An 18,552-nucleotide genomic window follows, 5' to 3' on the forward strand; every position below is an offset into this window, starting at 1 on the left:
GGACTTTATGCCTGAGGGCAAAATTATTAAAGCATTAAGCGGATTCTACTATGTACTGGATGAGTCAAAAGAGAGTGGAAAAGTGGTTCAGTGCAGAGCGAGAGGCATTTTTCGAAAAAACAAAATTACACCTCTTGTTGGCGATTACGTCGTGTATCAAGCAGACAACGATAAAGAAGGCTACTTATTAGAAGTCAAAGAACGGACAAACGAACTTGTTCGTCCGCCTATCAGTAACGTTGATCAAGCGGTACTTGTTTTCTCAGCGGCAGAACCAACCTTTAGCACCTCACTCTTAGACAGATTTTTAGTGCTTGTAGAAGCCAATCATATTGAGCCGATTATCTGTATCACTAAAATGGACTTATTGAAAACAGACGAAGAACGTGAAACGATCATGGCATATGCAGACGACTATCGGCAAATTGGCTATGAGGTTCATTTAACCTCTACGATTGAAGGAGACGGCATTGAGAAGCTGACTCCGCACTTTCACCATAAAATCACTGTATTTGCCGGTCAGTCTGGTGTAGGCAAATCGTCCCTTTTAAATGCGATGAGTCCTGAATTGGCGCTGAAAACAGATCATATCTCATCCCATCTCGGACGAGGAAAGCATACGACAAGACATGTCGAACTCATTCGAACAGCAGACGGGCTCATTGCAGATACTCCGGGCTTTAGCTCGCTCGAATTTACTGGCATCGAAGCAGAAGATCTAGGTCTATACTTTTTAGATATTAGAGACCGAAGTGCAGATTGTAAATTTAGAGGCTGCCTGCACGTGAAAGAGCCTGGGTGTGCGATAAAAGATGCGGTCGAGCATGATCAAATCAAAGAGTATCGCTATCAGCATTATTTAGAGTTTTTAACAGAAATCAAAGACAGAAAGCCGAGGTACTAAATCATGGTTTATATTGCACCTTCCATTTTATCAGCAGATTTTGCCAATTTGGAGAAAGATATCCGTGATGTGGAACAAGGCGGTGCAGATTACATTCATATTGATGTCATGGATGGTCATTTTGTTCCGAATATGACATTTGGGCCAAATGTCGTCGAAGCGATCAGACCGCATACGCGTCTTCCGCTTGATGTTCACTTAATGATTGAGCAGCCAGATCGGTATATTCCTGCATTCGCAAAAGCTGGAGCTGATATTATTTCTGTTCATGTGGAAGCTTGTCCGCACTTACATCGAACAATACAACATATGAAAGAACAAGGTGTAAAAGCAGGGGTGGTCTTGAATCCGCACACACCCGTTTCTCACATTGAGCATGTATTAGAAGATGTGGACCTTGTGTTATTCATGACAGTGAACCCTGGTTTCGGGGGACAGGCATTTATTCCATCTGTCCTCACGAAAGTAAAAGAAGTAAAAGCACTGAGTGAACAAAAGGGCTTAACTGATTTACTGATAGAAATAGACGGCGGTGTCAATGTAGAGACTGCAAAAAGCTGCAAAGAGGCAGGCGCTAATTTACTTGTAGCGGGCTCTGCGGTATACGGTAAAGACAATCGCGCAGCAGCGATCCAGGCAATTCGAGAAGCGTAAAGGAAGGAACCAAAGTCATTGTGATCTTTGGTTCTTTTTACATGGAGAGGAGCGTATATCATGCACATACATATCGTAGCCGGCGGTCCTTTTGAATACATCCCGCCACTTGAACGTGAAGCATCACAAGAGGATGTTCTCTGGATTGGCGTAGACCGTGGAACCCTCTTCTTACTAGAGCACGGCATTATCCCTGCCAAAGCCTTTGGTGATTTTGACAGTGTGACAGAAGAAGAGCTTCGGGAGCTGAAAGAAAAATTGCCTGCCCTGAATGTCTTTCAAGCTGAAAAGGATGAAACCGATTTAGAGCTTGCACTGAACTGGGCACTCAGTCAGCACCCAGCACATATTTACATCTACGGTATTACAGGAGGAAGGGCGGATCATTTTCTAGGAAATATCCATCTTCTTTACAAAGGGATTCAGCACAAGCAGAATATCACCCTTGTAGACAAACAAAATATCATTCAAATGTTTGAACCTGGTACATACGAAATAAAAGAAGATCAGGATAAACAATATGTGTCGTTTCTGCCCTTTGGAACACCGATTGAAAAGCTGACATTAAAAGGTTTCAAATATCCTCTGAAAAATTGTCATATTGAGCCTGGTTCCACACTATGTATTAGTAACGAACTCATCCACTCAAATGGTACTTTTTCTTTTCGTGAAGGCATATTAATAATGGTAAGAAGCAAAGATTGACCAACCTATCAATGTGGATGGCTGATTAAGCTCAATTGTGCTGCAAGCGGTACTTTTAGGAGGGGGACAAAATGAAATTTTATACAATCAAACTGCCTAGATTTCTTGGCGGCATTGTCCGTGCGATGCTTGGTTCATTTAAGAAAGATTAATGAGTAATCTCCTTTATTTCCACATAAAAACGCCTGCTACAATTTATTGTAGCAGGCGTTTACTCTTGCTTATACACGCTCAACTTTACCAGATTTCAAAGCTCGAGCTGATACATATACTCTTTTAGGCTTACCGTCCACTAGAATACGAACTTTTTGAAGGTTCGCGCCCCATGTACGTTTTGTAGAGTTCATTGCGTGAGAACGATTGTTCCCAGCTTTTGTTTTTCTGCCTGTAATAACGCATTTACGTGCCATTTGTTTCCCTCCTAACTGCGAAAACATCATCATATTCTTCATATACGTACTTAGAGATGCCTCAAGATACTTTAATAATTTACCACAGCTTCAAGGGGTTTGCAAGGATTGTTTACTCCTCTTTCAAGAAAAATACCTTGACATCTTGATAAAAAATCAAGGCTATAGTATAAGTAGGATTGGGTCGGATTGAATGATTTCTTTTAAAAAGAAGGGTCTTATAGTAAAATAGTGATAACTCAGGGCAATTTCTCAAAAAGGGGGAACCAATGTGTCCATTGAACTTAGAACAAAATACGGACAAATTGATATATCAAATGAAGTCATTGCAATGGTGGCAGGAGGCGCTGCGATCGATTGCTATGGTATTGTTGGGATGGCGTCCAAAAATCAAATCAAGGACGGCTTGACGGATATTCTCCGCAAAGAGAACTTCAGCCGGGGTGTTCTTGTGCGTCAAAAAGAAGACCGCATTCATATTGATATGTACATCATCGTCAGCTACGGTACAAAAATATCAGAAGTCGCACATAATGTTCAAACGAAAGTCAAATATACGATTTCTCACACAGTTGGACTTTCTGTTGATTCGGTCAACATTTATGTACAAGGAGTAAGAGTTACGAACCCGTAGTAAGGAGGAAATATATTGTCTATTAGAATTCTTGATGGCCGCTCATTTGCAAAAATGATTCTTGCAGGTGCTCACCATCTTTCTCAAAACGCACAAATTGTGGATGCGTTAAATGTTTTTCCAGTGCCAGACGGAGACACGGGGACAAATATGAATTTGTCAATGACTTCAGGGGCAAAAGCAGTTGAAGAAACAAATACCGATCATATTGGGAAGGTCGGCGTGGCATTGTCAAAAGGGCTATTGATGGGCGCAAGAGGGAACTCAGGCGTCATTCTATCACAGCTATTTAGAGGTTTCAGTAAACAGATCGAACAAAAAGAAACGATTGATGCAAAAGAATTTGCTCTTGCCTTACAGGCAGGTGTCGATACAGCATATAAAGCCGTGATGAAGCCGATTGAAGGGACCATCTTAACGGTTGCAAAGGATGCAGCAAAGAAAGCGGTTGCTGTTTCAGCAACCGAAAATAACATTGACCGTGTTCTTGAGTTAACGATTGAGGAAGCGAGAGCATCACTTGAGCGAACGCCAGATCTACTTCCTGTTTTAAAAGAAGTAGGCGTTGTCGATAGTGGAGGTAAAGGACTTCTCTGCGTATATGAAGGTTTCCTTGCTTCATTAAGAGGAGAGGAGCTTCCTTCGAAAGTGGCCTCTTTGCCAACGTTAAAAGAGCTTGTCAGTGCAGAGCATCATAAAAGTGCACAAAGCCATATGAACACTGAAGATATCGAATTTGGTTATTGTACTGAATTTATGGTGAAATTTGAAGAAGACAAACAGTCCTTTGATGAGAATGCTTTCAGAGAAGACTTAAGCGAATTCGGAGATTCACTTCTTGTGGTATCTGATGAAACGCTGGCGAAAGTTCATATACATGCAGAGCAGCCTGGAGATGTCTTATCCTATGCACAGCGCTACGGCAGCCTGATCAACATGAAAATTGAAAACATGAGAGAGCAGCATAGCTCGATTGTGAACGAAGAAAAAGAACATGCGACCGCTGCACCAAAGGCACCTGCTGCTGAAAAACAGCGCTTTGGAGTCGTCAGTGTCGCAATGGGAGAAGGAATTGCTGACTTGTTTAAAAGTATCGGAGCTTCCGTCGTCATTGAAGGCGGACAGACGATGAACCCGAGCACAGAAGACATTGTCACAGCAATTGAAAGCGTACATGCCGAAACCGTCTTTATCTTACCTAATAATTCTAATATTGTCATGGCAGCGAAACAGGCGGCAACTGTCTCAAGTCGTGAGGTTGTTGTTATTCCGACGAAAACCGTTCCACAAGGAATGTCGGCACTTCTTTCTCTCAATGAAGCAGCTTCAAACGAAGATAACGAAGCGGCGATGCTAGAAGCGATTGACCACGTAAAAAGCGGTCAAATTACTTTTGCGGTGAGAGATACCCAAATCGATGGAATCGACATTGCCAAAGGAGATTATATGGGTCTCTTTAACGGAAAAATCACCTTAACTGCGAAAAATCAATTAGATGCAGCCAAAGAACTTTTAACCAAAATGGTGACAGAAGATGATGAGATTGTTACGATCATTAAAGGAGAAGATGCATCATCTGAAGAGATGGACGACTTAGAAGCCTTTATTGAAGAAACATTTGAAGATATAGAAGTTGAAGTCCACGATGGAAAACAGCCGCTTTATTCATATATTTTGGCTGTGGAATAACGAAAGAAGGGCAAATCAAGCCCTTCTTCTTCTTTTGCAATTTTTTACTAACGATTCAACGGTGAAATGAGTTGCGGGAAATGATTGAATCCATTAGTCTAAAGAAAGAACCAAACCAATATGTGAGTGGTTATGAGAGGGGAAGACCTATGAAATTTAGAAGTGTGTTTGATATTATTGGACCCGTCATGATTGGTCCATCAAGTTCGCACACAGCGGGTGCGGCTCGAATAGGAAGAGTGGCTCGCAGCTTATTTGGAAGAGAACCGAAACGAATTGTCGTTTCATTTTATGGCTCTTTTAAAGATACGTATAAAGGACATGGTACAGATGTCGCCATTATCGGCGGCGTTCTTGATTTTGATACATTTGATGAACGCATCAAAACAGCGATCGATATTGCAAAAAGCAAAGGGATCGACATTGAATTTAAAGAAGAAGATGCGGTACCAGCGCATCCGAATACAGCAAAAGTAGAGATATCAGATGCGAACGGAAGCCTTGAATTAATCGGGATTTCCATCGGCGGTGGTAAAATTGAAATCACTGAACTGAATGGCTTTGAGCTCAGACTTTCAGGAAATCATCCTGCCATTCTTGTGGTTCATAACGATCGCTACGGTACGATTGCGGCAGTCGCCAACGTGTTAGCGAAATTCGCCATCAACATCGGTCATATGGAAGTGGCGCGTAAAGATGTCGGGCAAGAGGCTCTGATGACCATCGAAGTGGATCAAAATATTGACCCAGCTGTCCTAACAGAGCTTGAAACGCTGCCAAACATTATTCAAGTCACACAAATTGCAGAGTAACAACAAGGAGGTTATGGATGATGTTTAAAAACGTCAAAGAACTCGTGCAGCTAACAGAAGAACGGAATACCTCCATTTCAGAAATCATGATTACACAAGAAATGGAAGTGACAGGGAAGTCACGTGAAGATATTTTCTCCCAAATGTACCGAAACCTAGAAGTGATGGAGCAGGCCGTAGAAAACGGGCTGAAAGGTGTGAAATCATTATCCGGTTTAACAGGCGGAGATGCGGTCAAACTTCAAGCGTATATCGCATCAGGCAAAACATTGTCTGGTCATACGATATTAGATGCTGTCAGTAAGGCAGTGGCAACAAATGAAGTCAATGCCGCAATGGGTACGATCTGTGCAACGCCTACAGCAGGCTCAGCAGGTGTTGTGCCAGGTACGTTATTTGCAGTAAAACAAACATTAAAGCCAACAAAGGAACAAATGGTCAGATTCCTATTCACTTCTGGCGCATTTGGTTTTGTTGTGGCCAATAATGCGAGCATCTCTGGTGCAGCAGGCGGCTGTCAGGCTGAGGTAGGTTCAGCCTCAGGGATGGCGGCAGCAGCCATTGTCGAAATGGCAGGCGGTACCCCTCAGCAATCTGCTGAAGCAATGGCGATTACACTGAAAAATATGCTTGGACTTGTTTGTGACCCAGTAGCTGGACTTGTCGAGGTACCGTGCGTAAAACGAAACGCCATGGGTGCATCAAATGCGATGATCGCAGCAGATATGGCACTTGCTGGTATCACAAGCCGTATTCCATGTGATGAAGTCATTGATGCGATGTATAAAATTGGTCAAACCATGCCAACGGCACTTCGCGAAACAGCACAAGGCGGACTTGCTGCAACACCGACAGCAAGAGAGCTTGAAAAGAAGATTTTCGGAGGTGTGACCTCATCTCGTGATACAGAAACTGCAAGATAACGTCTCAGTCCTCAAGGGGATTGGAGAAGAAACTGAAAAAACACTCAATGAACTTGGAATCCACACAGTAGCCGATTTACTTGGCTACTTTCCTTATCGATATGATGACTATGAGCTTCGTAATTTAGAAGAAGTAAAGCATGACGAACGTGTCACAGTTGAAGGAAAAGTGCACAGTGAGCCCGTCCTCACCTATTATGGAAAAAAACGAAGCAGGCTGACATTCAGGCTGCTTGTCGGGCGTTTTCTCATCACAGCCATTTGCTTCAATCGCCCTTATTTAAAACGAAGCCTTGTGTTAGGTGATACGGTATCCGTCACTGGCAAATGGGATAAAAACCGTCAATCGATCATGGTGCAGGAATTTAAAAAAGGGACGCACGAGCAAGATGGCAGTATAGAGCCTGTTTATTCAGTAAAAGAAAATGTAACCGTGAAGATGATGAGGCGTTTTGTCAAACAAGCCTTGTCACTTTATGTAGATAAAGCTGAAGATCCACTCCCAAAGCAGCTTGTCTCTACCTATAAACTCATGTCCTATCAGGAAGCATTAAAAACCATTCACCTGCCAGAAACAAGAGAATCACTCAAGCAAGCAAGACGACGCTTTGTGTACGAAGAATTTCTTATTTTCCAGCTAAAGATGCAGGCCATTAGAAAGAAAGAACGAGAAAAAACATCGGGCATCCAGCATCCGTTTTCCAAAGAGGCTGTTTTTGAGTTTGTTCACAGCCTGCCATTTCCGCTGACAAAGGCACAATCAAGAGTGCTTGATGAAATTATGTCTGATATGGCGTCCCCGTACCGGATGAACCGTCTGCTTCAAGGAGATGTAGGTTCAGGGAAAACTGCTGTTGCAGCTATTGCACTATATGCCGCTCATTTATCCGGCTATCAAGGTGCATTAATGGTCCCAACAGAGATTTTGGCAGAGCAGCATGCAGATTCCCTTTATCAGCTGTTTGAAAAATGGGGACTAAATATCGCCCTACTAACAAGCTCTGTAAAAGGAAAGCGCCGCAGAGAATTGCTGGAACGTCTAAAAGAGGGCGAGATCGATATATTAGTTGGAACGCATGCACTCATCCAAGACGAAGTCGAATTTCAGCAGCTCGGTCTTGTGATTACAGATGAGCAGCACCGGTTTGGCGTAGAACAACGGAAAAAATTAAGAAGTAAAGGGCAGGACCCAGATGTCTTGTTCATGACTGCCACACCTATTCCGCGTACACTTGCGATCACTGTTTTTGGAGAAATGGACGTTTCCGTCATTGATGAATTACCAGCCGGCAGGAAACAGATCGAAACGTATTGGGTCAAGCATGACATGCTTGAGAGAATTCTTGCATTTGTGGATAAAGAGCTGAAAAAAGGAAGACAGGCATATATTATTTGTCCACTTATAGAAGAATCAGACAAGCTGGATGTGCAAAATGCGATTGATGTCCATAGCATGCTGACAGAGGCATACCGCGGTAAGTGGGCGATCGGCTTAATGCACGGGAAACTGGCGAGTGATGAAAAAGATCAAGTGATGAGAGACTTTACAGCAAATGAAGTACAAATTCTCGTTTCAACCACAGTCGTTGAAGTTGGCGTCAACGTGCCGAATGCGACCATCATGGTCATTTACGATGCAGACCGCTTCGGACTGTCTCAGCTTCATCAGCTCAGAGGCCGGGTTGGACGCGGAGAGCATCAATCATTTTGTATTTTAATGGCGGATCCAAAATCAGAAACCGGGAAAGAGCGGATGAGGATTATGTCCGAAACAACCGACGGCTTTGAGCTGTCTGAAAAGGACTTAGAGCTAAGAGGACCTGGCGATTTCTTCGGTAAAAAACAAAGCGGAATGCCTGAATTTAAAGTAGCAGATATGGTTCATGACTACAGAGCACTGGAAACTGCTAGAAAAGATGCGGCAGAACTTGTGCAATCAGATGCATTTTGGACAGATCCCGAATACAAAGAACTTCGGCAAACACTTATAGACAGCGGGGTGCTGGGCGGAGATAAATTAAGCTGATCAAGCGCTGGAGGAATTTTCTTGTCTTTTTGAAACAAGGATTGATTTATCATCTATGAGATTATATACTACTATTAGTACCTAGTCATAAATGTACGGATGGTGTCTGCATATGAAACTAAATAAAAAAGAACGTCAAAAGCTTCTCCAGCAAACGATCAGCTCGACTCCGTTCATTACTGATGAAGAATTGGCAAGTAAATTCGGTGTAAGTATTCAAACGGTTCGTCTTGATCGTTTGGAACTGTCGATTCCTGAATTACGCGAAAGAATTAAGCATGTGGCTGAAAAGACATTAGAGGATGAAGTGAAGTCACTTCCGCTGGATGAAGTAATTGGAGAAATGATTGATGTAGAGCTTGATGACCAAGCCATTTCCATTTTAGAAGTGAGAAAAGAGCATGTATTTAGCCGAAACCAAATTGCCAGGGGACATCATCTTTTCGCCCAGGCAAATTCGCTTGCAGTAGCGGTCATTGACGATGAACTGGCTTTAACGGCAAAAGCGAATATTAAATTTACAAGGCAGGTTAAACAAGGCGAACGAGTCGTCTCAAAAGCCAAAGTAGCTTCGCATGATAAAGAAAAAGGCAGAACTGTAGTTGAAGTAAACAGCTATGTTGGTGAGGAAGTTGTCTTCTCAGGTGACTTCGTCATGTATCGCTCAAAACAAAAGTAAAAGGTGGCACGTAATATGAGAATTGCAGTCGATGCAATGGGGGGAGACCATGCCCCTAAAGCCATAATTGACGGTGTGCAAAAAAGCTTAACGGCATTTTCAGATATCGAGATTACACTTGTCGGCGATGAAAATAAAATCAAACCATACATAACAAATAACGAGCGCATTACGATTTTAGATGCAAAAGAAGTCATTGAACCGACAGATGAACCAGTACGTGCAGTCAGACGTAAAAAGGATTCATCTATGGTGAAAATGGCGCAAGAAGTATCCGAAGGACGAGCAGATGCTTGTATTTCAGCAGGAAACACTGGCGCACTCATGACAGCAGGACTGTTTATCGTAGGAAGAATTGATGGCATCGATAGACCGGCACTTGCTCCAACACTGCCAACACTTGATGGCAGCGGGTTTTTATTACTAGATGTCGGAGCAAACGTTGATGCCAAACCAGAACACCTTGTGCAATATGCCATGATGGGTTCAATCTACGCAGAGCGTGTTTTTCCAAAGAGCAATCCGCGTGTAGGATTGTTAAATGTAGGAACAGAAGATAAAAAAGGAAACGATCTCACGAAAAAAACTTTTGAATTATTAAAAGCATCAGACTTGAATTTTGTAGGAAATGTAGAGTCTCGTGATTTATTAGAAGGTGTAGCTGATGTCGTTGTCACAGATGGCTTCACAGGAAATATCGCTCTCAAAACGATTGAAGGCACAGCTCTTTCTGTATTTAAAATGCTGAAAGAAACCTTAACATCCAGCTTCACAGCAAAAATAGCGGCTGGCATGATGAAGCCGAAATTGATGCAGATGAAGTCTAAAATGGATTACTCCGAATATGGCGGTGCCGCTTTATTTGGTTTAAAGGCACCTGTCATTAAAGCGCACGGTTCCTCTGATGAAAACGCCATTTTTCATGCCATTCGTCAGGCACGTGATATCGTAGAAAAAGACGTTTCAGCCATCATTCATCAAGAAGTCCAAAAAGAAACCACGAACGAGTCTTAATGGAGGTAAAACATCATGACTAAAATTGCATTTTTATTCCCTGGCCAAGGCTCTCAAAAAATTGGCATGGGGAAAGATTTATTTGATCAAGAAGCAGTATCTAAATCTGTATTTGAAGAAGCAGACAAGACCCTCGGTTTTGACTTATCTTCAATGATTTTTGAAGGAGATGCGGAAGAACTGACGCTCACTTATAACGCGCAGCCAGCTCTTTTAACGACAAGTATCGCCATCTTAAAGAAATTTGAAGAGAGTGGAATCAAAGCAGATTACGCAGCAGGACATAGCCTTGGCGAATATACGGCCCTCGTTGCAGCAGGTGCACTTTCATTTCAAGATGCTGTGTATGCTGTAAGAAAGCGCGGCGAATTAATGAATGAAGCTGTTCCAGCAGGAGAAGGCGCTATGGCAGCGATCCTTGGCTTAGATCAAGCTGCGCTTTTAGAAGTGACAAAAGAAGTGACAGAGAGCGGTCACCTTGTAGAACTCGCTAACTTAAACTGTCCTGGTCAAATCGTGATCTCTGGTACAGCAAAAGGTGTCGAACTCGCTTCAGAGAAAGCGAAAGAAAAAGGAGCAAAACGTGCGATTGCCCTTGAAGTGAGTGGACCTTTCCATTCTGCCTTAATGAAACCAGCCGCTGAAAAATTCACAGATGTTCTGTCAAAGCTAGACATTAGAGATGCCAAAACACCAGTGATCTCAAATGTCACAGCAGACATCGTTACATCTCGTGATGCTATTGAAACAAAACTCATTGAACAATTGTATTCTCCTGTACGATTTGAAGAAAGCGTAGAACGTCTGATTGATTTAGGCGTGACAACGTTTATTGAAATTGGTCCAGGCAAAGTGCTTTCAGGTCTTGTGAAAAAGGTTAACCGCCGCCTGACAACCATTTCAGTTTCAGATCAGGAAACAATTGAAGCAGCCATTGAAACATTGAAGGAGGATTCTTGATGCTTACAAATAAAACAGCCGTTGTAACAGGTGCATCACGCGGGATTGGCCGTTCTATCGCGATCGATTTGGCAAAGAATGGTGCAAATGTTGTCGTCAACTATTCTGGAAACGAAGCAAAAGCAAATGAAGTCGTAGACGAAATCAAAGCACTTGGCCAGCAGGCATTTGCCGTTAAAGCTGATGTGTCAAATGCTGAAGAAGTACAAGCGCTCATGAAGCAAGCGATTGACACATTTGGTTCAATTGACATCCTTGTCAATAATGCAGGGATCACAAAGGACAACCTGCTTATGAGAATGAAAGAAAATGAATGGGATGACGTCATTAACATAAACTTAAAAGGTGTCTTTAACTGTACAAAAGCCGTGACACGTCAAATGATGAAACAGCGCAGCGGAAGAATCATCAATTTGGCTTCAGTAGTTGGCGTATGTGGAAACCCTGGACAAGCAAACTATGTTGCAGCAAAAGCTGGTGTTATCGGGTTAACGAAAACAACAGCAAAAGAGCTGGCAACTCGTCATATTACAGTCAATGCAGTAGCACCAGGCTTTATTTCAACAGATATGACAGACAAGCTTGATGAGAATGTACAGACTGAAATGCTCAAGCAGATCCCGCTTGCACGCTTTGGTGCACCTGAAGATATTAGCAACGTTGTTGTCTTTTTAGCTTCAGAAGGAGCAGGTTATATTACAGGCCAAACCATCCAAGTAGATGGCGGAATGGTCATGTCTTAAGAAATATCAAAATTTCATTAGGTTTTCTCTAGTTTTTTAAAAACGAATCAACTATAATACTTTGAGGGGAGGTGAAAGGCAATGGCAGACGTATTAGAGCGTGTATCAAAAATTATTGTAGACCGCCTTGGCGTTGATGAGGCTGACGTGAAAATGGAAGCTTCATTTAAAGAAGATTTAGGCGCTGATTCCCTTGATGTAGTTGAGCTAGTTATGGAACTTGAAGATGAGTTCGATATGGAAATTTCTGACGAAGATGCTGAAAAAATTGCAACAGTCGGTGACGCTGTGAACTACATAAATAGCCAGCAATAAGCGTAACAAAGTCCCGTCTATTTTCATGACGGGACTTTCAAAATTTATGTTAGTTTCAACATATTCAGCTGATCAATTGTCAGCCTTTTTCAGATGCTAAGGAGCAATGTTTCCTTGCATGTAGAAAGAGAGACTCCATATAATCAGTATCCTTAAAGGCGATTAAGCCTACCTGGAGGTTGCTATGCCAAAACAATATAAAGACAAACAGAAACAGAGCAAAAAACTAGAGCAATTTAGAGAATTCCAGCAGCGCATTTCTGTACATTTTCAAAATGAAAAACTTCTATATCAAGCATTTACGCATTCCTCTTATGTGAATGAACACCGGAAAAAGCCATACGAGGATAATGAAAGACTTGAATTTCTAGGAGATGCTGTTTTAGAATTGACCATCTCTCAATTCTTATTTGCGAAATATCCTGCGATGAGCGAAGGCGATTTAACGAAACTAAGAGCAGCAATCGTATGTGAACCGTCACTTGTGTCTCTGGCACATGAGCTGTCCTTCGGAGACCTTGTTCTTTTAGGAAAAGGCGAAGAAATGACAGGCGGCAGAAAACGCCCAGCGCTCTTAGCGGACGTATTCGAGGCGTTTATCGGAGCACTCTATTTGGATCAAGGGCTTGAGCCGGTAGAACGATTCTTAGAAGCCTATGTTTATCCGAAAATTAATGATGGAGCGTTCTCGCATGTCATGGACTTTAAAAGCCAGCTGCAAGAATTCGTTCAGCGCGATGGAAAAGGTGTACTGGAATACCGTATCTTGCATGAAAAAGGACCAGCACACAACCGGGAATTTGAAGCAAATGTCTCCCTTCGCGGAGATGTGCTTGGAATTGGAAATGGCCGCAGTAAAAAAGAAGCAGAACAGCACGCTGCACAGGAAGCACTTGCTAAATTGCAGAAACATCATATGAACCAATAAAATCCCCCTCGTCATTCAGGGGGATTTCACTCTGTTTTCCATCATCTTTTTTCACTTCATATGGTAAGATGATAGTACTTTAAATACATAAGGAGGATCACTCTCATGTTCCTCAAACGTTTAGACGTGATAGGATTCAAATCGTTTGCACAGCGAGTGACCGTGGACTTTGTCAAAGGGGTCACTGCTGTTGTTGGACCAAACGGAAGCGGCAAAAGTAATATTACCGATGCCATCCGCTGGGTACTTGGAGAACAATCAGCGAAAAGCCTCCGCGGAGGAAAAATGGAAGACATCATTTTTGCAGGAAGCGACTCAAGAAAAAGAGTCAATTTAGCAGAAGTGACTTTAACATTAGATAACGAAGATCACTTTTTACCGATCGATTTTCACGAAGTCAGTGTGACAAGAAGAGTCTATCGTTCAGGAGAAAGTGAATTTCTCATAAACAATCAATCTGTCCGCTTAAAGGATATTATTGATCTTTTCATGGATTCAGGTCTTGGGAAGGAAGCTTTTTCAATCATCAGCCAAGGGAAGGTAGAAGAAATTTTATCTAGTAAGGCAGAAGAGAGAAGAAGCATCTTTGAAGAAGCGGCTGGTGTTTTGAAATATAAAACAAGAAAGAAAAAAGCCGAGAATAAACTGTTTGAAACGCAGGACAACTTAAACCGAGTAGAAGATATTCTGCATGAACTAGAAGATCAAGTAGAACCTTTAAGAATGCAGGCGTCTATTGCAAAGGACTATTTGCAAAAAAAAGAAGAGCTTGAAAATGTCGAAATCGCCTTAACTGTTCATGACATTGAAGCACTTCATGAAAAATGGACAACACTTGGTGAAGCTGTCGAGCGCTTCAAACAAGATGAAATGAAGCAATCCACAGATATTCAAGCAAAAGAAGCTAAAATTGAAGAGTCAAGAGACCGCATTCAAGCACTTGACGAATCAATTAATGATCTGCAAGAAGTTCTTCTTTTCACAAGTGAGGAATTAGAAAAGCTTGAAGGAAAAAAAGAAGTACTAAAAGAACGGAAGAAAAATGCAGCCGCAAACCAGGGACAGCTAGAAGAAACACTCATTCGCTTAACTGAAAAGCAGGCGCAGCTAACCGAAAAGATTCAGCAGCAGAAAATCACGCGGGACAGCCTTCAAAAAGAAGTGCAACAGCTAAAAGATGAAGTGAAAACAAAGCAGCATCAACTGTCGCTTCATAGTGAAGATGTGGAAGGTCAAATTGAACAGCTAAAAAGCGATTATTTTGATCTGCTCAATGAACAGGCTTCCATCCGCAATGAACGCAAATTATTAGAAGAACAGCAGCGCCAAGCGGTCATGCAGCTGGATCGGCTCACGCAAAACAACCAAAAACACATTGAAGAGCGTGTATCTGTCAAAGAGAAGAAAACAGAGGCTGAGCAGCAGCTTTCAGCCCTAGAAGAAGACATTTTGGCTCAAGTCAAGCGGTTTAGGGAAGCAGAGCAAAAGCTTGAGCAAATGAAACGTCAATACGAGAAAAAAGAAACGGCTCTTTACCAAGCCTATCAATATGTGCAGCAGGCAAAATCAAAAAAAGAAATGCTAGAATCCATGCAGGAAGACTTCTCAGGCTTTTTCCAAGGAGTAAAAGAGGTCTTAAAGGCAAAAGAACGGTTAGGCGGTATTCACGGTGCCATTGCAGAGCTGATTCAAACAGATCAGCAGCATGAGACAGCGATTGAAATCGCGTTAGGTGCAGCAACGCAGCACGTCGTTACAGAAAATGAATCCGCAGCGCGACAAGCAATTGCATACTTAAAGCAGCACTCCTTTGGAAGAGCAACCTTCCTGCCAATGAATGTGATCAAAGAAAGAACCATTCAGCATAGAGACGTCCAAACAGCTGAGCAGCATGCTGCATTTATCGGTGTAGCGAGTCAACTTGTTTCCTTTGATGAAAAGTATCAAAAGGTCATACAGAACTTGCTTGGAACGGTTCTAATCGTTAGAGACTTAAAAGGTGCCAATGAACTGGCAAAAATGCTTGGTCATCGTTATCGCATCGTGACCCTTGATGGAGATGTTGTGAACCCCGGCGGTTCAATGACCGGTGGTGGTGTGAAGAAAAAGAACAACTCCCTTCTTTCAAGAAACCGTGAGATTGAAACATTAACAAAGCAGCTCGTTGAAATGGAAGAAAAAACAACGATCCTTGAAAAGGAAACAAAAGAAACGAAGCAATTGATTGCAGCAAACGAAAGCCAATTAAACGAACTGCGTCAGCGGGGAGAAACGCTTCGAGAACAGCAGCAAGAGCTCAAAGGGAAGCTGTACGAACTGCAAGTAGCAGAAAAAAATATTAATGCTCACCTTGAACTCTATGACCAAGAAAAAGAAGAATTGCAGCTGCGTTCTACTGAACTGACAGATAAGGACAAAGAGCAGGCAGCTCTTGAAGTTTCTATAGGGGAGAAATTGACCACCCTTGATCAAGAGATCAATACATTAACAAAGCGTAAGCAGACCCAAAGCTCAACGAAAGAAACTATTTCTGCCGAATTAACTGAGCTGAAAATCTCACTTGCCAAAAAAGAGCAGTCCTTAGCGAACGAACAAGAAAAGCTTTCGAGCTTAATAGCCGAATTAGAAGAGGCTGAACAAACGCTGACGGAAACCAAAGAAGATCTGTCACTTTTAACAAGTGAAATGACGTCTAGCTCAAGCGGAGCAGAACAGTTGGAAGAAGCGGCGAAAGAGAAGCTGGAAAACAAAAACAAAACAACCGCACTCATTTCAGAGCGGCGTAAACAGCGTCTTGCTCTTTCTGAAACGTTAGAATTTGCTGAACGTGAACTGAAAGAACAAAAACGCCTTTACAAACAGCTCACCACAAGTTTAAAAGATGAAGAAATTAAGCTTGGCCGTATGGAGGTTGAGCTCGACAACCTCATCGCTTATTTGAACGAAGAGTATGCTCTTTCATTTGAAGGGGCAAAAGAGATGTATCATCTAACGCTATCGCCAGATGAAGCAAGAAAACGAGTGAAGCTGATCAAATTAGCCATCGAAGAGCTAGGAACAGTCAATTTAGGCAGCATTGATGAGTATGAACGAGTAAATGAACGCTACCTTTTCTTAACAGAACAGCGAAATGATCTGACAGAAGCGAAAAATACATTATTCCAAGTGATTGAAGAAATGGATCAAGAGATGACAAAGCGCTTCTCTGAAACATTCTCGCAAATTCGCGGGCATTTTGAATCAGTTTTCCAAGCGTTATTTGGCGGCGGAAGAGCAGACCTGAAGCTAACAGATCCAAATGATTTACTAAACTCTGGCGTTGAAATTGTCGCGCAGCCGCCAGGGAAAAAGCTGCAAAACTTAAGCCTGCTTTCAGGCGGAGAGAGAGCATTGACAGCGATCGCCTTACTATTCTCTATTTTAAAAGTCAGACCTGTTCCATTCTGCGTGTTAGATGAGGTAGAAGCGGCGCTTGATGAAGCCAATGTTTTCCGCTTTGCGCAATATTTAAAGAAATACAGCGAGGAAACGCAGTTCATTGTCATTACGCACCGCAAAGGAACAATGGAAGAAGCAGATGTGCTTTACGGTGTTACGATGCAGGAGTCAGGAGTTTCTAAACTTGTATCCGTCAAACTAGAAGAAACGAAAGAGCTTGTCCAGTAATTAAAGGAGGTTTTTGAACCAAATGAGCTTTTTTAAGAAGTTAAAAGAAAAATTTACGCAGCAAACCGATTCAGTATCAGAAAAGTTTAAAGATGGACTTGAAAAAACGAGAAACTCCTTTCAAGGAAGAGTAAACGAACTAATTTCTCGCTACCGTAAAGTCGATGAAGACTTTTTTGAAGAATTAGAAGAGGTTTTAATCGGCGCGGATGTCGGTTTTACAACAGTGATGGAACTGATCGATGAGCTGAAAAAAGAAGTGAAATTAAGAAACATTCAAGACCCAAGTGAAGTACAATCGGTCATTTCTGAAAAACTGGTTGAAATCTACAATAGCGGAGAGGAACAAATCTCTGCGCTGAATATTGAAGACGGGCGATTAAATATTATTTTATTTGTAGGTGTCAATGGCGTTGGGAAAACAACGACGATCGGCAAACTTGCAAATAAGCTGAAAAATGAAGGGAAATCTGTTATTTTGGCAGCAGGTGATACATTCCGTGCCGGTGCGATTGAGCAGCTTGAAGTATGGGGAGAGCGGTCAGGTGTCCCTGTTGTTAAACAAACGGCTGGCTCTGACCCAGCAGCGGTCATCTATGATGCCGTTCAATCAGCAAAAGCGAAAAATGCGGATGTCCTTATCTGTGATACAGCAGGAAGACTGCAAAACAAAGTCAACTTGATGAAAGAGCTAGAGAAGGTCAAGAGAGTCATTGAACGTGAGGTTCCAGATGCACCGCATGAAGTGCTGCTCGCTCTTGATGCAACAACGGGTCAAAATGCGATGGCTCAAGCGAAGGAATTTTCTAAAGCGACGAATGTGACAGGAATTGCTTTAACAAAGCTTGATGGGACTGCAAAAGGCGGGATTGTCCTTGCAATTCGAAATGAGCTGAACATTCCCGTGAAGCTCGTCGGTTTAGGTGAAAAGGTAGACGATCTGCAAGAATTCGATGCAGAATCGTATGTGTATGGACTATTCTCAGACGTGATTGATCAAGAAGACTAACAAAAATGCCGGCAAAAACTGCTGGCATTTTTATTTATACGCCGCTTCATGAAGTGACAAGATAAAAACTTGACACACAGTAGAGAACCGTGTAAACTTAGTTGATGTAAAGGGAATGAACTTAACAAAGGGGAGAGAGCCCATGACGCTTGAAAAAACAACGAGAATGAACTACTTGTTTGACTTCTATCAATCGTTGTTAACCGCAAAGCAAAAGAGCTACATGTCGCTTTACTACCTAGACGATTTTTCCCTCGGTGAAATTGCGGATGAATATGAAGTATCAAGACAGGCTGTTTATGATAATATTAAACGGACTGAAGCGATGCTTGAACAATATGAAGAAAAGCTGCTCTTGTTTAAGAAATTTAAAGAGCGTAAAGAACTTCTCAAAAAAATGAGAGAGCTCGTAGCAGATTCCGCACAGACGGAAGAAGCAGAAGCTTTAATTGAATCGCTTGAGAAATTAGATTAGGAGGCG

19 protein-coding genes are annotated in these 18,552 nt (G+C 42.2%); 18 read left to right on the plus strand and 1 reads right to left on the minus strand.

What is annotated here, in order from left to right; translation table 11 throughout:
* The first annotated feature begins 7 nt into the window (after positions 1 to 7).
* The 4 genes from rsgA to spoVM all read left to right on the plus strand — a co-directional run bounded on the left by rsgA (position 8) and on the right by spoVM (position 2,415).
* Positions 8 to 904: a ribosome small subunit-dependent GTPase A gene (gene rsgA, locus MHI16_RS07905; protein WP_058014016.1), complete on the plus strand. Its 897-nt coding sequence runs from the start codon at positions 8 to 10 to the stop codon at positions 902 to 904.
* A gap of 3 nt (positions 905 to 907) precedes the next feature.
* On the plus strand, positions 908 to 1,558 hold the full coding sequence (rpe, locus tag MHI16_RS07910; RefSeq protein WP_058014015.1) for a ribulose-phosphate 3-epimerase: 651 nt from the start codon (positions 908 to 910) through the stop codon (positions 1,556 to 1,558).
* A gap of 60 nt (positions 1,559 to 1,618) precedes the next feature.
* Entirely contained in the window at positions 1,619 to 2,263 is a 645-nt protein-coding gene (locus tag MHI16_RS07915) for a thiamine diphosphokinase (RefSeq protein WP_058014014.1), read from the plus strand.
* A gap of 71 nt (positions 2,264 to 2,334) precedes the next feature.
* Positions 2,335 to 2,415 carry a stage V sporulation protein SpoVM gene (gene spoVM, locus MHI16_RS07920; RefSeq protein ID WP_008354550.1) on the plus strand — a complete coding sequence of 27 codons (81 nt, stop codon included), beginning with the start codon at positions 2,335 to 2,337 and terminating at the stop codon, positions 2,413 to 2,415.
* Positions 2,416 to 2,484: 69 nt separating this feature from the next.
* Here spoVM and rpmB read toward each other — a convergent pair whose 3' ends face one another.
* Positions 2,485 to 2,673 (minus strand): 50S ribosomal protein L28, encoded by a 189-nt coding sequence (gene rpmB, locus MHI16_RS07925; protein WP_003212514.1) that lies wholly within the window; start codon positions 2,671 to 2,673, stop codon positions 2,485 to 2,487.
* A 271-nt stretch (positions 2,674 to 2,944) separates the two neighbouring features.
* Here rpmB and MHI16_RS07930 point away from each other — a divergent pair, with 271 nt between their 5' ends.
* From MHI16_RS07930 to MHI16_RS07995, 14 genes are all read left to right on the plus strand, one after another.
* Positions 2,945 to 3,307, plus strand: coding sequence for an Asp23/Gls24 family envelope stress response protein (locus MHI16_RS07930; RefSeq protein WP_003211680.1), 363 nt, complete (start codon positions 2,945 to 2,947; stop codon positions 3,305 to 3,307).
* Positions 3,308 to 3,322: 15 nt separating this feature from the next.
* Positions 3,323 to 4,996, plus strand: a complete 1,674-nt coding sequence (locus MHI16_RS07935) for a DAK2 domain-containing protein (protein WP_058014013.1) — start codon at positions 3,323 to 3,325, stop codon at positions 4,994 to 4,996.
* Positions 4,997 to 5,145: 149 nt separating this feature from the next.
* On the plus strand, positions 5,146 to 5,808 hold the full coding sequence (gene sdaAB, locus MHI16_RS07940; protein ID WP_058014012.1) for an L-serine ammonia-lyase, iron-sulfur-dependent subunit beta: 663 nt from the start codon (positions 5,146 to 5,148) through the stop codon (positions 5,806 to 5,808).
* A gap of 20 nt (positions 5,809 to 5,828) precedes the next feature.
* Positions 5,829 to 6,731, plus strand: coding sequence for an L-serine ammonia-lyase, iron-sulfur-dependent, subunit alpha (gene sdaAA / locus MHI16_RS07945; RefSeq protein WP_012009925.1), 903 nt, complete (start codon positions 5,829 to 5,831; stop codon positions 6,729 to 6,731).
* Entirely contained in the window at positions 6,709 to 8,757 is a 2,049-nt protein-coding gene (gene recG, locus MHI16_RS07950) for an ATP-dependent DNA helicase RecG (protein WP_058014011.1), read from the plus strand. Before sdaAA ends, recG begins: the two co-directional genes overlap by 23 nt.
* Positions 8,758 to 8,869: 112 nt before the next feature.
* Positions 8,870 to 9,436 (plus strand): transcription factor FapR, encoded by a 567-nt coding sequence (gene fapR / locus MHI16_RS07955; protein WP_003210820.1) that lies wholly within the window; start codon positions 8,870 to 8,872, stop codon positions 9,434 to 9,436.
* 15 nt (positions 9,437 to 9,451) lie between these two features.
* Positions 9,452 to 10,450 carry a phosphate acyltransferase PlsX gene (plsX, locus tag MHI16_RS07960; RefSeq protein ID WP_058014010.1) on the plus strand — a complete coding sequence of 333 codons (999 nt, stop codon included), beginning with the start codon at positions 9,452 to 9,454 and terminating at the stop codon, positions 10,448 to 10,450.
* Positions 10,451 to 10,465: 15 nt separating this feature from the next.
* Positions 10,466 to 11,410, plus strand: a complete 945-nt coding sequence (fabD, locus tag MHI16_RS07965; RefSeq protein WP_058014009.1) for an ACP S-malonyltransferase — start codon at positions 10,466 to 10,468, stop codon at positions 11,408 to 11,410.
* Positions 11,410 to 12,153 (plus strand): 3-oxoacyl-[acyl-carrier-protein] reductase, encoded by a 744-nt coding sequence (gene fabG / locus MHI16_RS07970; RefSeq protein WP_058014008.1) that lies wholly within the window; start codon positions 11,410 to 11,412, stop codon positions 12,151 to 12,153. Before fabD ends, fabG begins: the two co-directional genes overlap by 1 nt.
* An 81-nt stretch (positions 12,154 to 12,234) precedes the next feature.
* Positions 12,235 to 12,468: an acyl carrier protein gene (gene acpP, locus MHI16_RS07975; protein WP_003212028.1), complete on the plus strand. Its 234-nt coding sequence runs from the start codon at positions 12,235 to 12,237 to the stop codon at positions 12,466 to 12,468.
* 184 nt (positions 12,469 to 12,652) lie between these two features.
* Positions 12,653 to 13,396 carry a ribonuclease III gene (rnc, locus tag MHI16_RS07980; RefSeq protein ID WP_058014007.1) on the plus strand — a complete coding sequence of 248 codons (744 nt, stop codon included), beginning with the start codon at positions 12,653 to 12,655 and terminating at the stop codon, positions 13,394 to 13,396.
* A 105-nt stretch (positions 13,397 to 13,501) separates the two neighbouring features.
* The gene (smc, locus tag MHI16_RS07985; protein WP_058014006.1) at positions 13,502 to 17,062 is read left to right on the plus strand and encodes a chromosome segregation protein SMC; all 3,561 of its coding nucleotides are present in this window, start codon (positions 13,502 to 13,504) and stop codon (positions 17,060 to 17,062) included.
* 22 nt (positions 17,063 to 17,084) lie between these two features.
* Positions 17,085 to 18,071 carry a signal recognition particle-docking protein FtsY gene (ftsY, locus tag MHI16_RS07990; RefSeq protein WP_034662411.1) on the plus strand — a complete coding sequence of 329 codons (987 nt, stop codon included), beginning with the start codon at positions 17,085 to 17,087 and terminating at the stop codon, positions 18,069 to 18,071.
* 142 nt (positions 18,072 to 18,213) lie between these two features.
* The gene (locus MHI16_RS07995) at positions 18,214 to 18,546 is read left to right on the plus strand and encodes a putative DNA-binding protein (protein ID WP_012009935.1); all 333 of its coding nucleotides are present in this window, start codon (positions 18,214 to 18,216) and stop codon (positions 18,544 to 18,546) included.
* Positions 18,547 to 18,552 lie beyond the last annotated feature (6 nt).

The sequence above is a fragment of the Bacillus sp. FSL K6-0923 genome, assembly GCF_038630825.1.
GTDB lineage: Bacteria > Bacillota > Bacilli > Bacillales > Bacillaceae > Bacillus > Bacillus pumilus.

Bases quoted from the DNA above. Each gene is read 5' to 3' on its own strand.
- rsgA (WP_058014016.1), top strand. From the start codon at position 8: ATGCCTGAGGGCAAAATTATTAAAGCATTAAGCGGATTCTACTATGTA.
- rpe (WP_058014015.1), top strand. From the start codon at position 908: ATGGTTTATATTGCACCTTCCATTTTATCAGCAGATTTTGCCAATTTG.
- MHI16_RS07915 (WP_058014014.1), top strand. From the start codon at position 1,619: ATGCACATACATATCGTAGCCGGCGGTCCTTTTGAATACATCCCGCCA.
- spoVM (WP_008354550.1), top strand. From the start codon at position 2,335: ATGAAATTTTATACAATCAAACTGCCTAGATTTCTTGGCGGCATTGTC.
- rpmB (WP_003212514.1), bottom strand. From the start codon at position 2,673: ATGGCACGTAAATGCGTTATTACAGGCAGAAAAACAAAAGCTGGGAAC.
- sdaAB (WP_058014012.1), top strand. From the start codon at position 5,146: ATGAAATTTAGAAGTGTGTTTGATATTATTGGACCCGTCATGATTGGT.
- sdaAA (WP_012009925.1), top strand. From the start codon at position 5,829: ATGTTTAAAAACGTCAAAGAACTCGTGCAGCTAACAGAAGAACGGAAT.
- fapR (WP_003210820.1), top strand. From the start codon at position 8,870: ATGAAACTAAATAAAAAAGAACGTCAAAAGCTTCTCCAGCAAACGATC.
- plsX (WP_058014010.1), top strand. From the start codon at position 9,452: ATGAGAATTGCAGTCGATGCAATGGGGGGAGACCATGCCCCTAAAGCC.
- fabD (WP_058014009.1), top strand. From the start codon at position 10,466: ATGACTAAAATTGCATTTTTATTCCCTGGCCAAGGCTCTCAAAAAATT.
- fabG (WP_058014008.1), top strand. From the start codon at position 11,410: ATGCTTACAAATAAAACAGCCGTTGTAACAGGTGCATCACGCGGGATT.
- acpP (WP_003212028.1), top strand. From the start codon at position 12,235: ATGGCAGACGTATTAGAGCGTGTATCAAAAATTATTGTAGACCGCCTT.
- rnc (WP_058014007.1), top strand. From the start codon at position 12,653: ATGCCAAAACAATATAAAGACAAACAGAAACAGAGCAAAAAACTAGAG.
- smc (WP_058014006.1), top strand. From the start codon at position 13,502: ATGTTCCTCAAACGTTTAGACGTGATAGGATTCAAATCGTTTGCACAG.
- ftsY (WP_034662411.1), top strand. From the start codon at position 17,085: ATGAGCTTTTTTAAGAAGTTAAAAGAAAAATTTACGCAGCAAACCGAT.
- MHI16_RS07995 (WP_012009935.1), top strand. From the start codon at position 18,214: ATGACGCTTGAAAAAACAACGAGAATGAACTACTTGTTTGACTTCTAT.